Here is a 13,395-nt window from a genome sequence, read left to right as displayed (position 1 = left end):
AGCATGAATGTCCCCGCGCCGACAGCCCGGCGGCGCGGCCGGCGCGCCTTGGCGTGCCCGCGGCGCGCGCGTTTTCGCGGTAGCATGGGCGTTTTTCCACCAACGGCTGAAAGGATCAAGCATGAGCAGCACTTCCCAATGGATAGAGGTGGACGGCGACGACGGCAAGTTCGGCGCCTACCTGGCGCTGCCGCGCGGCGGCAAGGGACCGGGCATCGTCCTGGCGCAGGAGATCTTCGGCGTCAACGCCCACATCCGCGGCGTGGCCGACCAGTACGCGGCGGACGGCTACGTGGTGCTGGCGCCTGACCTGTTCTGGCGCCAGGGCGCGCGCATCGAACTGGGCTACGACGAGGCGGACTGGAAGCGCGCCGTCGAGCTGAAGACGGCCACCGACACCGGCAAGGCCCGCGCCGACGTGGCCGCCGCCGCCGCAACGCTGCGCGCGCTGCCGGGCGTGGAGGGCAGGATCGCCTCCATCGGCTATTGCTACGGCGGCCTGCTGTCCTACCACGCGGCGGCCGACGGCGTGGTCGACGCCGCCATCGCCTACTACGGCGGCGGCATCCAGAACGCGCTGGACCGCGCCGACGGCATCCGCCTGCCGCTGATGCTGCACTTCGGCGGCAAGGACAGCCACATTCCCATGTCCGCCGTGAAGAGCGTCGCCGAGCGTTTCGCCGAGCAGGACAATGTGGAGATCCACGTCTACCCGGAGGCCGAGCACGGCTTCAACTGCTCGCACCGCGCCAGCTACCACCAGCAGTCGGCCGCGCTGGCGCATGGCTATTCGCTGATCTTCCTGAGCGAGATGCTGTAGCCGTCCCCGCCGCTCTCCCCTATGGCGCATGGCAGGGCGCCGCCGCCGGCGGCATACTGTCGACGATCAGACACCGGGAGAGCGGCATGGGCACTCAAGCAGACAATCAAGCGACAACACGGGACGAACCGGTCCTCATCCTCATCAACGGCTGTTTCCACACCGTGGACAAGAGCCAGCCGCAGGCCAGCGCGGTCGCCATCCAGGGCGGGCGCTTCCTGGCGGTGGGCGACGCCGACGAGGTGATGCGCCACCGCACGCCGGCCAGCGAGGTTATCGACCTCAACGGCCGCACCGTCATTCCCGGCCTGAACGACTCCCACCTGCACCTGATACGCGGCGGCCTCAATTACAACCTGGAGCTGCGCTGGGAGGGCGTGCCCTCGCTGGCGGACGCGCTGCGCATGCTGAGGGAACAGGCCTTGCGCACGCCCAGCCCGCAATGGGTGCGCGTGGTGGGCGGCTGGACCGAGTTCCAGTTCGCCGAGAAGCGCTTGCCGACCTTGGACGAGATCAACGCCGCCGCGCCGGACACGCCGGTGTTCATCCTGCACCTGTACGACCGCGCCCTGCTCAACCGCGCCGCCCTGCGCGCGGTGGGCTACGACAAGGACACGCCGAACCCGCCCGGCGGCGAGATCCAGCGCGACGCCTCCGGCAACCCGACCGGCATGCTGATCGCGCGCCCCAACGCCATGATCCTGTACGCCACGCTGGCCAAGGGACCGAAGCTGCCGCTGGAGCTGCAGGTCAACTCCACGCGCCAGTTCATGCGCGAGTTGAACCGCCTGGGCGTGACCAGCGCCATCGACGCCGGCGGCGGTTTCCAGAACTATCCGGACGACTACGCCGTGGTCGACCAGCTGGCGCGCGACGGCCAGCTGACCATCCGCATCGCCTACAACCTGTTCACGCAAAACAAGGGCAAGGAGCTGGAGGACTTCCAGCACTGGACGGAGATGGTCAAGCCCGGCGACGGCGACGACTACTACCGCCACAACGGCGCCGGCGAGATGCTGGTGTTCTCGGCGGCCGACTTCGAGGACTTCCTGGAACCGCGCCCCGACTTGGCGCCCGGCATGGAGGCGGAACTGGAAAAAGTGGTGCGCCACCTGGTGGCCAAGCGCTGGCCGTTCCGCCTGCACGCGACCTACGACGAATCCATCTCGCGCATGCTGGACGTGTTCGAGAAGGTCAACCGCGACATCCCCTTCGGCGACCTGCACTGGATGTTCGACCACGCCGAGACCATCAGCCCGCGCAACATCGAGCGCGTGAAGGCGCTGAACGGCGGCATCGCGATCCAGCACCGCATGGCCTTCCAGGGCGAGTACTTCGTGGAGCGCTACGGCGCGGAGGCGGCCAAGGCCACGCCTCCCATCAAGCGCATGCTGGAGAACGGCGTGCCGGTGGGCGCCGGCACGGACGCCACGCGCGTGGCCAGCTACAACCCGTGGACGGCGCTGTACTGGCTGGTGTCCGGCCGCACGGTGGGCGGGCTGCGGCTGTACGACGCGGGCTCGAAACTGTCGCGCGACACGGCGCTGGAACTGTGGACGGCGGGCAGCGCCTGGTTCTCCAGCGAGCAGGGTAAAAAGGGCCGCATCCAGGCCGGCATGCTGGCCGACCTGGCGGTGCTGTCGGACGACTTCTTCACGGTGGACGAGGACGCGATCAAGGGCATCGAATCGGTGCTCACCATCGTCGGCGGCAAGGTGGTGCACGGCCAGGCCGAATTCACGCCGCTGGCGCCGCCGCCCATCCCGGTGCTGCCGGACTGGTCGCCGGTGCGTTCCACGCCGGGGCACTGGCGCCGCGCCGCGCCCGCCGCGGCATCGGCCGCGCTGCCGCACCAGTGCCAGGGTCCGTGCGGGGTGCACGCGCACGCGCACGACAAGGCGCGCAAATCGTCCGTGCCGGTGTCCGACCACGGCGGCTTCTGGGGCGCGTTCGGCTGCAGCTGCTTCGCCTTCTAAAGGAGCGCATCGATGAACAAGATCCTGATCGGAATCGTGCTGTCCTTCGTGGTGGGCGCGGGCTGCCGGGTGTTCGGCATCCCGGCCGCGTCGCCGCCGGTGCTGAGCGGCGCGCTGCTGGTGTTCGCCATGAGCTGCGGCTACTGGCTGGTGGACCGCCAGCTCGGCAAGAGCGCGGCGCGGCACAAGAAAAACTGCGGCGGCCACGCGCTGGAATCCAACGGGGAGGCGCCATGAGCGCCCTGCTCGCGGGTGCCGCGCTCGGGCTGGCGATAGGCGCCGCGTGCCGCTGGCTGGACATACCCTCCCCCGCGCCGCCGACACCGGTGGGCGCCCTGCTGGTGGTGGCGATGACGGCCGGCTACGTGGCCGCCGGGCAGTTGTAGAAGGGCGGAGTAGCGCGCGGGCCCGGCGCCTCCCCCGCTATTCCGCCGGATACGTACGGGCCCGCATATCTCCATCGCCGACGCCGCTTGGGGGTCAGACCCCAAGCGGCGTCGGCCGTTGGCGCAACGCCGCGCCGCGCCCGGCCAACGCTGGCTAGAATGGCTCACTTTCCTCATCAGGAGTAGACCATGCACTGGCTCAAATTCGCCGTTCAGCCCGTTTCCATCCTGCTGCTCGCCTCCTGCGGCGGTGGTGGCGGCGGCGCCACGCCGGTCCCGCCCACCACCACGCTGGCGCTGACGCTGCGGCAAGTCGTCGGCGGCCTGAACCAGCCCATCTACCTGACCGCGCCGGCGGGCGACGCGCGCCTGTTCATCGCCGAGCGGCCGGGGCGCATCCGCATCGTGTCCAACGGCGCGCTGCTGACCCAGCCCTTCGTCGACATCAGCGCCAAGACCACCGTGAACGGCGAGCGCGGCCTGCTCTCCATGGCCTTCCATCCGCAGTACGCGCAGAACGGTTATTTCTACCTCTACTACACGGACACGAACGGCGACATCGCCGTCGACCGCATGCAGGTGTCCGGCGACGCCAACGTGGCCAACCCCGCCTCGGCCACGCGCGTGATCAGCGTGCCGCATCCGGGCGCCACCAACCACAACGGCGGCCAGCTCGCGTTCGGGCCGGACGGCTATCTGTATCTCGGCACCGGCGACGGCGGCGGCGCGGGCGATCCCAACGGCAACGCGCAAAACCCCACCAGCCTGCTGGGCAAGATGCTGCGGCTGGACGTGGGCGGGTCCGGACCCGGCTACGCGATACCGCCGGACAACCCCTACATCGGCATGTCCAGCCGGCGCAACGAGATCTGGGCCAGCGGCCTGCGCAATCCGTGGCGCTTCGCCTTCGACCGCACGGACGGCCTGCTTTACATCGCGGACGTGGGCCAGGGCGAGCGCGAGGAAGTGAACATCGCCGCCGCCACGCAGGGCGGCAACAACTACGGCTGGCGCACCATGGAAGGCACGGCCTGCTACAACGCCGCCACCTGCGAGCGCGCCGGCCTGTTCATTCCGCAGTTCGAATACCAGCACGGCGCCAACGACGCCAACGGCTGCTCCATCACGGGCGGCTTCGTCTACCGCGGCGCCGCCATCCCCGAACTGGCCGGGGAATACTTCTATTCGGACTACTGCAAGGGCTACCTGAAGAGCTTCCCCTACCGCAACGGCGTGGCCGGCGCGGTGCGCGACTGGGCCACAGGGGACATCGGCAACGTGCTGTCGTTCGGGCAGGACGCGGCGGGCGAGCTCTACATGCTGTCGGCCAACGGCGGGGTGTACCGTATCGCCAAGCGTTAAAATAGCGGGCACCGATACCCGCCCGCAAAGACCATGGCACGCCTGAAACTCGAATTCCCGGAAGACCAGTTCTACTTTTCCACGCAACTGACCGTGCGCGTCACCGACATCAACGGCGCCAACCACCTGGCCAACGACTCGATGATTTCGATGATCTCGGAAGCCCGCGCACGCTTCCTGTACGACTTCGGCGTGCGCGAGACGGCGGCCGACGGCAACGGCATCATCATCACCGACCTGGCCACCACCTACAAGGCCGAGGCGCACGCGCGCGACCATTTGCTGTTCGAAGTGGGCGTGATGGACTTCAACAAATACGGCGGCGACATCACCTTCCGCATCACCCGGCCGCGGGACGGCGCGCTGGTGGCGATGGCCAAGTCCGGCTTCGTGTTCTACAACTACAAGAGCGGCCAGGTGGTGCCGATGCCGGAGGACTTCCTGGCCAAGTTCCCCCGGGTGAACTGGCTGGACTGAATGGGTCAGCCGCGCTTGACCTTCACGCCGAAGGTCTTGCCGAACCACTCGTCGATCATCTGCTTCTCGTAGCGCAGCGTTTCGCCGCCGTTATAGCGATTCATCTCGCGCAGATAATTCATGCTCGACAAGTCCGCCTCGCCGCTGTTGAGCACCTTGCCGTCCGCCACCAGGCTATAGCGCAGATGCATGCGGGGCCAGTCGGCGCCGCCCGTCATCAGGCGGAAATCCTGGCCGTCTCGGCGGTGATGTTCGATCCGTCCCGCCAGATCCAATTCCGTCACCTCCAGCCGCAATTCCTGGCCGGCCGGCAACTGCTTGCCCAACTGCGTGAAATGGTCGGTCAGCAGTTTAAGCACGCGTTCGCGCTCGACGGGTGAAAACGGCACATCGGCGAACTTGTCCGCCTCCACATACGTGACGGTCGCCGACGCCGACGCGGCGCCGCAAGCGAGCAGCGCCAAGGCCGCCGCCGCGAACAGTTTCAAATAAGGATGGTGTGCGCGCATGATTAACCTCACGGAGAGCGCCGTCTCGGGGACGGCCACATTTCAATATACTCCGTTTCCCCGCCCACCCCACCCCTGAAACTTTTTCTTACCATTCAGCAAAAAGCGCCCAGGGCCATTTTATCCGCGCGGGAATAATGGCCCTGGGCGCTTTTCAACACCGGGCAACCCTTCGCCCGGGGAGCCGTTGAAAAAGCCGGAAAACCGCCCAGGGCTATTTTTTCCGCTGGGGAAAAATGGCCCTGGGCGCTTTTTGAGGGTTAGCTGCCGATGCGGCCGCCGTCGTTTTTGGTGATGACGATCGTGGCGGAGCGGGGGCGCTTGCCGGCGCCGTAGCCAGCGTTGCTCGGCCATTGGCTGGTGTATTTCGTGGGGTCGGCGATGTTGGCCTGGCTGGTGCCTTCACCCGGATGCTGGATGTTGACGAACAGCGCTTTCCCGTCCGGCGTTTCGCAAATGCCGGTCAACTCGCAGTCGACCGGGCCGACCAGGAAGCGCTTCAAGGTGTCGGCCGTCGCGGCCTTGCCGACGTAGGTGTCGACCGCCAAGGTGGCGCCGGCCGCGCCGGCGTAGTTCAGGGTGACCTTCTTGCCGTCGCCCACCTGGCCCGGCAGGCCGGCCAGCATCATGCAGTTGGTGACGTCGGTGTAGGCGCCGTCGTCGGTCTGGATCCAGCAGATGCCGGTCGAGGGCGAGAACGCCAGGCCGTCCGGGCTGGAGAAGTCCTGGTCCGAGGTCAGGTTCGACAGGTTGACCTTGCCCGCGTCCGCGCCCGATTCGGCGCCGAACAGGTAGACGTCCCACGCGAACACCAGCGCCGCCGCGCCGGACGAGCCTTCCTTCAAGCGCAGGATGTGGCCGTTCGGGTTGCCGCTCTGTGTGGTCGTGCCCTTCATGTCGGTGTAGGCGCGCGGGTTGGCGGCGTCCGGCGCCAGCTGCGAGGAGCCGCTCGGCGTGGCCGTGCGGTTGCTGTTGTTGGTCAGCGCGAAGTACACTTCGCCGTTGGCCGGGTTGACCGAGCACCATTCCGGACGGTCCATCTTGGTCGCGCCCACCGCGTCGCCCGCCAGGCGCGCGTTGACCAGCACGTCGGCCTGGTCGGCGAACTTGTAGCCGGCGTAGGCGGCGATCTGCGGGTTGGCGATGCTCAGCTCGATCCAGCTGCCGGTGCCGTCGGCGGCGAACTTGGCCACGTACAGCTTGCCCGAATCCAGGTATTTGTCGCCGGTGGCCAGCATGTCGGCCGGGGTGGCGTCGGCGGCGGACCAGACGGCGGTGGAGACGAACTTGAAGATGTATTCGTTGCGCGAGTCGTCGCCCATGTAGACGGCCAGCGGCTGGCCCACCACCTGCTTGCCGAACGCGGCGCTCTCGTGCGCGTAGCGGCCCAGCGCGGTGCGCTTCTTGACGGCCTTGGCCTTGTTGTACGGATCGGCCTCGACGATGTAGCCCATGCCGTTCATCTCGTTGCGGTAGTCGTCGGCGCCGTCGGTCGAGGCGCCCAGCTTGCTGTTGTTCCAGCGCGCGTACTTGTCGTCCGCGCCGGCCGTTTCCCATGCGTGGCGCGAGGCGGCGCCCTGGGCGCGGCCGTAGCGGTTCAGCGAGGCCACGCTCTTGTCGTTGCCGCGCGCGGCGTTGTCGGCGGCGCCGCGCACGAAGTAGCCGGACCAGTTCTCCTCGCCGGACACGAAGCTGCCCCAAGGCGTCTTGCCGGTGCCGCAGTTGTTCAGCGTGCCGCGGGTCTTGGTGCCGTCCTTGGAGTACTTGGTGACCAGCAACGCGTTGCCGCGCGCCGGGCCGGAGATCTCGCACTCGGTCAGGCAGGTGACGCGGCGGTTGAAGGTCGAATCCTTCACGTATTCCCACTTGCCGCCGGCCTTGCGCACCTCGACCATGGACAGGCCGTGCAGCGCGGTCTCGCGGTCCACCTCGGCGGCCGGGCGCGGCAGCGTGTTGGTGCCGCCGTTGGCGTGGATGAAGAAGGACGACAGTTGCTGGTTGGTGGTGGCCTCGTGGTTCATGGCCAGCAGGCCGCGCTCGACGGCGCTGGCGGACGGCTTGCCGTCCGCGCCCAGGCCGAAGAACTCCATGCCGTCGTGGTGGTCGCCGGCGCGGTTTTCGAAGTCGGCGTCGCTGCCGTCGTTCTTGAAGGCGGTGGCGCCGTTGAGGATGGGGTCGCCCAGCGCGTACAGCACGCTGGCGGTGTAGCCGGCCGGCACCACGACCACGTCGGCCAGGCTCTTGGCCACGGCCGTGAAGCCCAGCAGTTTTTCGGTGGGGACGACCGGCGTCACCGGCGTGACCACCGGCGGCGCCGCCGGCGTCTCGGTGCTGCCGCAGGCGGTCAGGCCCATCGAGCCCAGCACCACGCTGGCCGCGCCGGCCGCGCCGCCGCGCAGCAGGTTGCGGCGGCTGATGCGCTGCTCGAGCACGGTGCTGAAGTGTTCGTTCGGCGTGTCGTTGTAGCCGATGTCGTCCGGGTCGATCGAGGCTGGTACGCGGTCTTTGCTGTTCATGGTTTCGTTTGGAAAGTTAGGGTGGCGAACGCCGGCGATTCTAGAGAGGAAAAATGACAACATCGTGACGCGCGGATACGCCCCGCCGGCGCGCTATGTGGGCGTCCGCACCGCCGCGCCCGCGAGCGGCGCGCACACTGGCCGCTTCACACAAGGAGCGCGCCATGCCCGAAGGACCCTCGATCGTCATCATGAAGGAACAGGCCGCCGGCTTCGTCGGCCGCACCATCGCCAACGCCAGCGGCAACAGCAAGACCGTCGATTTCGCCAGCCTCGAGGGGCAGCCCATCCTGGGCCTGCACAGCTGGGGCAAGCATTTCCTGATCGAACTGCCCAGGCAGGTGCTGCGCATCCACCTGCTGATGTTCGGCAGCTACCGCATCAACGAGCGCAAGGACACCGACCCGCGCCTGAGCCTGGGCTTCGAGGACGGCGAGGAATTCAACTTCTACACCTGCTCGGTCAAGCCGCTGGAGGGCGGGCTGGACGAGGTGTACGACTGGCGCGCCGACGTCATGGCCGACGCGTGGAGCCCGGCGCTGGCGCTGAGGAAGCTGCGCGCCGCGCCGGACAAGCTGGCCTGCGACGCCCTGCTCGACCAGAATATCTTCGCCGGCGTGGGGAACATCATCAAAAACGAAGTATTGTTTCGCTTGCGGATACACCCGCTGTCGCCGGTGGGCGCGCTGCCGGCGCCCAAGCTGCGGGCGCTGGTGAAGGACGCCCGCGACTACAGTTTCCTGTTCAAGGAATGGAAGCTGGCCTATGAATTGAAGAAGCACTGGCAGGCGCATACCAGGCGCGTCTGCCCGCGCTGCGACATCCCCTTTTCCAAGGGGCACCTGGGCGCGACGAAAAGGCGCAGTTTTTATTGCGAAAAGTGTCAAAAACGCTACGGAAATTAGCGGGGCGCGGCGGTTTGTTGTTAAGCGTTATCGTAATAGATGTTGCCAGTTGTTAATTGCGCCGCTGTGGGACTACAATCGAAAAAGTGCGCCTAAAAATTGCGCTTCGGATAAGTATCAGTGTCATTTTGCGGAAACCGCCCATATGTCTTTTTTGTCCTCACCATCGCCAAAGCTTGCGCCATGGAAAGTCTTGCTGGTCGATGACGAACCCGATATCCACGACATCACCAAGCTGACACTGAGCCGCTTCCGCCTGGACGGCCGCGCCCTGAGTTTCGTGCACGCCTACAGCGGCGCCGAGGCCAAGGAGGTGCTGGCGCGCGAGACCGACATCGCGCTGGTGTTCCTGGATGTGGTGATGGAGAAGGAGGACAGCGGCCTGGAGGTGGCGCGCTGGATGCGCCAGGAACTGAACAACCAGTTCACCCGCATCGTGCTGCGCACCGGGCAGCCGGGCCAGGCGCCCGAGGAGCGCGTGATCGTCAACTACGACATCAACGACTACAAGGAAAAGACCGAGCTGGACCGCACCAAGCTGTTCACCACCACCTTCGCCGCGCTGCGCGCCTACCGCGACATCATGAAGGTGGAGGAGGCCCGCGTCGCGCAGCTGAACTACCGCGAGGGACTGGAGCGCGTGATCGCCGCCTCCGCCCACATCTTCCAGCAGCGCAACCTGAAGGACTTCGCCAGCGGCCTGCTGCAGCAGGTCGTGGCCCTGCTGCGCCTGGAAAACAGCCTGCTGCTGCGCCTGCGCGGCGCCACCGCCATCAGCGGCGAGAACGAATACGAGATCCTGGCCCGGATCGGCGACGAGGACAGCACCATCCTCGACGACGCGCTGCTGGCCCAGCTGGACGAGGCCAAGAGCAACCGCATCTCGCGCCTGCGCGGCGACACCTACGTCGGCTACTTCCCCAACGCCAGCGGCAAGGCCTCGCTGCTGGTGCTCAAGGGCGTGGACGAGATCTCCGACATCGACGCCAAGCTGCTGCAGATCTTCTGCTCGGGCGTGGCGATCGCCTTCGACAACATCCTGCTGACGCAGGAGATCACCGACACCCAGGCCGAGTTGATCCTGCGCCTGGGCGACGTGGTCGAATCGCGTTCGAACGAGGCCGGCAACCACGTGCGCCGCATGGCCGAGGTGTGCCATCTGCTGGCCGTGGCCAGCGGCATGCCGGACGAGGAAACGGCCGTGCTCAAGCAAGCCGCGCCGATGCACGACATCGGCAAGATCGCCACCCCGGACGCGGTGCTGCTGAAACCGGGCAAGCTGGACGCGGCCGAATGGGAGATCATGAAGCAGCACCCGGCGGTGGGCCTGTCCATCCTGGACGGCTCGCAGCGGCCGATCCTGAAGGCCGCCGCCGTGATCGCCCACCAGCACCACGAGAAATTCGACGGCAGCGGCTACCCGCAGGGCCTGCGCGGCGAGCAGATCCACCTGTACGCGCGCATCGTCGCCGTGGCCGACGTGTTCGACGCGCTGATGCACAAGCGCTGCTACAAGGACGCGTGGCCGATCGGCGAGGTGGTCGGCCACCTGCGCGAGGTGGCGGGCCAACACCTGGACCCGGTGTATGTGGAGCTGCTGATCAACAACATCGACAAGGCACTGGCCATCAACGAGCGCTTCCCGGACTGAGCGACAGGAATACGGCGGCGCGTCCATAATCCAGTCTTGCCCGGAACCGCGCCCGCCAGTGGCGACCAAGATGCCGCAACGCGAAAACAAGCAGTCCGTATCCCCCGGCCGGCGCACGCCCCTGCTGCTGTCCCTGGCCGTGTTCCTCGTGGCGCTGGCCGCCACCTACGGCACCTGGCAGATGTCGCAGCAGCAATTGACGCGCTACCGGCAGGCCGAGTTCGACTTCCAGGTCAGGCAGACCCAGCGCCGCATCGAGGAGCGCATGGCGACCTACGCCCAGGTCCAGCGCGGGGTCCAGGCCTTCCTGCTCGGCTCGATGGACGTCAAGCGCGACGACTTCCGGCTGTACGTCGCCTCGCTGCGGCTGGAGGACATGTTCCCCGGCATCCAGGGCATCGCCCTGGCGCCCCTGCTGACACCCGCGCAAGTGGCGCCCCACGTCGCCGCCATGCGCGCCAGCGGCGTGCCGTACGAGGTGCACCCGGCCGGCGCGCGCCCGCTCTACTCGGCCATCTCCCACATCGAGCCCTTCACCGGGCTGAACCCGCGCGCGCTCGGCTTCGACATGTTGACCGAGCCCAACCGCCGCGCCGCGATGGAGCGCGCGCGCGACAGCGGGCGGGTCTCGGCCTCGGCCAAGGTGCGCCTGATCCAGGAAAACGGCCGCGACCCGCAGGCCGGCCTGGTGATGTACCTGCCGGTGTACCGGCGCGGCATGCCCACCGCCACGCTGGAGGAACGGCGCGCGCACCACATCGGCTGGGTGGGCGCGCCGTTCCGCATGAACGACCTGATGGCCGGCCTGGGCGGCGAGCGCTTCAGCGACGTGATCCTCTCCATCTACGACGGCGCCACCGCGCGCGACGAGGCCCTGCTCTACGACTCGCACGCGGGCGCGGCGGCGCGGCACCGGCCCATGTTCCAGGAAACGCGGCTGATCGTGATCGCCGGCCGGCCCTGGACGCTGGACGTGCGCTCGGCGCCCGTGTTCGAGGCCCGGCTGCAGTCGGACCGGCCACGCCTGATCGCCACGGTGGGCGTGGTGGGTAGCGTGATGGTCGCGCTGCTGGTGTGGATACTGGCGACCGGCCGCGGCCGCGCGCTGGCCCTGGCCAGGAACATGACGCAGCAGCTGGGCGAAAGCGAATTCCGCTGGAAATACGCGCTGGAGGGCGCCGGCGACGGCGTATGGGACGGCAACAGCGTCACCGGCGAGGTGGTGTATTCGGCGCGCTGGCGCGAAATGCTGGGCTATGCGATGGCGGACATCCGCAACGCGCCGGAGGAATGGGAGCGCCTGCTGCATCCGGACGACAGGGAGCGCGTGTTCGCCACCTTCCAGGCCTACCTGAACAGCGCCAGCGCGCCCTACCAGGCGGAATACCGGATGCTGTGCAAGGACGGCGGCTGGAAGTGGATACTGGCGCGCGGCGCCGCCGTCACGCGCGACGCGGCCGGCCTGCCGGTGCGCACCATCGGCACCCACACCGACATCACCCGCGCCAAGGAAAACGAACACCAGCTGCGCGAAACCAACGAGCGGCTGGCGGCGGAGCAGCGGCGGCTGCACGCGGCGCAGCGGCTGGAGGCGGAACGCACGCTGGCCCTGGAGCAGACCCGCAACGCGCTGCAGCACGCGCAAAAGCTGGAGGCGGTGGGCAAGCTCACCGGCGGCATCGCGCACGACTTCAACAACGTGCTGCACGTCATCGGCGGCAACATCCAGCTGCTGCAACTGATCGCCAAGGGCAACGAGCGCATCGAGGAGCGGCTGAAGCGCATGCAATCGGTGACCGACCGCGGCGCCAAGCTGTCGTCGCAACTGCTGGCGTTCGCGCGGCGCCAGCCGCTGCAGCCGCGGGTGCTCGATCCCGGCGCCATCCTGCTGGACATGGACGACCTGCTGCAGCGCGCCGTCGGCGACGCGGTGCGGGTGCGGGTGGAGGCCGGCGACGGCGTGTGGAACTCGCTGGTCGACCCGGGGCAGCTGGAGAACGTCATCGTCAACCTCGCCATCAACGGCCGCGACGCCATGCCGGAGGGCGGCGTGCTCACCATCGCGCTGGCGAACGCCACGCTGGACACCGCCGCCGCGCACGCGCTGGTGGACGTGGCGGCGGGCGACTACGTGCGCCTGACCGTGACCGACACCGGCGGCGGCATGCCGCCGGACGTGATGGCGATGGCCTTCGAGCCCTTCTTCACGACCAAGCCGGTCGGCCAGGGCACGGGGCTGGGGCTGAGCATGGCTTACGGCTTCGTCAAGCAAAGCGGCGGGCACATCCACCTTGAAAGCGCGCCCGGCGAGGGGACGACGGTGGTGATCTACCTGCCCCGCTCCATGGCCAACGCCGACCAGCCGGCGGCGGCCGCGGAGGAATCGGCCGAGGGCGGCAGCGAAACCATCCTGGTGGTGGAGGACGACGCCGAGGTCAGGCAGATCGCCATCAACACCTTGACCGAACTGGGCTACACGGTGCTGGACGCGGAGGATGGCGAGCGCGCACTGGCCATCGTGCGGGGCGGGATAGCGATCGACCTGCTGTTCACGGACGTGGTGATGCCGGGGCCGGTGTCCAGCACCGAGCTGGCGGCGCTGGCGAGCGCGATGCTGCCGCGCATGGCGGTGCTGTTCACCTCCGGCTACACGCGCAACGCGCTGACCAGCAAGGGGCGGTTGCAGGAGGGGGTGCAGCTGCTCAGCAAGCCTTACCGCAGGGAGCAGCTGGCGCAGCGGGTGCGGGAAGCGCTGGCGCGGCGGGGCGATCACCACAAATCTTGACCAAATAG

General features: G+C 67.9%; 11 protein-coding genes. 9 read left to right on the top strand and 2 right to left on the bottom strand.

The annotated features are described in order from the left end of the window. The first annotated feature begins 121 nt into the window (after window positions 1-121). The 6 genes from BM436_RS10860 to BM436_RS10835 all read left to right on the top strand — a co-directional run bounded on the left by BM436_RS10860 (window position 122) and on the right by BM436_RS10835 (window position 5,021). On the top strand, window positions 122-820 hold the full coding sequence (locus tag BM436_RS10860) for a dienelactone hydrolase family protein (RefSeq protein ID WP_093555543.1): 699 nt from the start codon (window positions 122-124) through the stop codon (window positions 818-820). A gap of 86 nt (window positions 821-906) precedes the next feature. Further along, window positions 907-2,796 carry an amidohydrolase gene (locus BM436_RS10855; RefSeq protein ID WP_093555542.1) on the top strand — a complete coding sequence of 630 codons (1,890 nt, stop codon included), beginning with the start codon at window positions 907-909 and terminating at the stop codon, window positions 2,794-2,796. Between the two features lie 12 nt (window positions 2,797-2,808). Beyond that, window positions 2,809-3,033: a DUF1427 family protein gene (locus BM436_RS10850; RefSeq protein WP_093555541.1), complete on the top strand. Its 225-nt coding sequence runs from the start codon at window positions 2,809-2,811 to the stop codon at window positions 3,031-3,033. After that, entirely contained in the window at window positions 3,030-3,182 is a 153-nt protein-coding gene (locus tag BM436_RS10845) for a DUF1427 family protein (protein WP_093555540.1), read from the top strand. The genes BM436_RS10850 and BM436_RS10845 overlap by 4 nt, the downstream gene beginning before the upstream one ends. Before the next feature lie 189 nt (window positions 3,183-3,371). Further along, window positions 3,372-4,544 carry a PQQ-dependent sugar dehydrogenase gene (locus BM436_RS10840; RefSeq protein WP_093555539.1) on the top strand — a complete coding sequence of 391 codons (1,173 nt, stop codon included), beginning with the start codon at window positions 3,372-3,374 and terminating at the stop codon, window positions 4,542-4,544. A gap of 33 nt (window positions 4,545-4,577) precedes the next feature. Further along, on the top strand, window positions 4,578-5,021 hold the full coding sequence (locus BM436_RS10835) for a thioesterase family protein (RefSeq protein ID WP_093555538.1): 444 nt from the start codon (window positions 4,578-4,580) through the stop codon (window positions 5,019-5,021). Between the two features lie 5 nt (window positions 5,022-5,026). Here BM436_RS10835 and BM436_RS10830 read toward each other — a convergent pair whose 3' ends face one another. After that, complete coding sequence (locus BM436_RS10830) at window positions 5,027-5,530, bottom strand: DUF3016 domain-containing protein (protein WP_093555537.1); 504 nt, start codon at window positions 5,528-5,530, stop codon at window positions 5,027-5,029. A gap of 260 nt (window positions 5,531-5,790) precedes the next feature. Continuing rightward, complete coding sequence (locus BM436_RS10825) at window positions 5,791-8,046, bottom strand: PhoX family protein (protein WP_093555536.1); 2,256 nt, start codon at window positions 8,044-8,046, stop codon at window positions 5,791-5,793. A gap of 164 nt (window positions 8,047-8,210) precedes the next feature. Between BM436_RS10825 and BM436_RS10820 the strand changes: the two genes are divergently transcribed. The 3 genes from BM436_RS10820 to BM436_RS10810 all read left to right on the top strand — a co-directional run bounded on the left by BM436_RS10820 (window position 8,211) and on the right by BM436_RS10810 (window position 13,387). After that, window positions 8,211-8,951, top strand: coding sequence for a DNA-formamidopyrimidine glycosylase family protein (locus tag BM436_RS10820; protein WP_093555535.1), 741 nt, complete (start codon window positions 8,211-8,213; stop codon window positions 8,949-8,951). Window positions 8,952-9,096: 145 nt separating this feature from the next. Next, window positions 9,097-10,602 carry a response regulator gene (locus tag BM436_RS10815; protein ID WP_093555534.1) on the top strand — a complete coding sequence of 502 codons (1,506 nt, stop codon included), beginning with the start codon at window positions 9,097-9,099 and terminating at the stop codon, window positions 10,600-10,602. Window positions 10,603-10,672: 70 nt separating this feature from the next. Continuing rightward, window positions 10,673-13,387 (top strand): CHASE domain-containing protein, encoded by a 2,715-nt coding sequence (locus BM436_RS10810; protein WP_143133067.1) that lies wholly within the window; start codon window positions 10,673-10,675, stop codon window positions 13,385-13,387. Window positions 13,388-13,395 lie beyond the last annotated feature (8 nt).

Origin of the sequence: Pseudoduganella namucuonensis (assembly GCF_900116645.1) — a bacterium.
GTDB classification, from domain to species: Bacteria; Pseudomonadota; Gammaproteobacteria; order Burkholderiales; family Burkholderiaceae_D; genus Rugamonas; species Rugamonas namucuonensis.
This window is presented reverse-complemented; position numbering and strand designations above follow the sequence as displayed.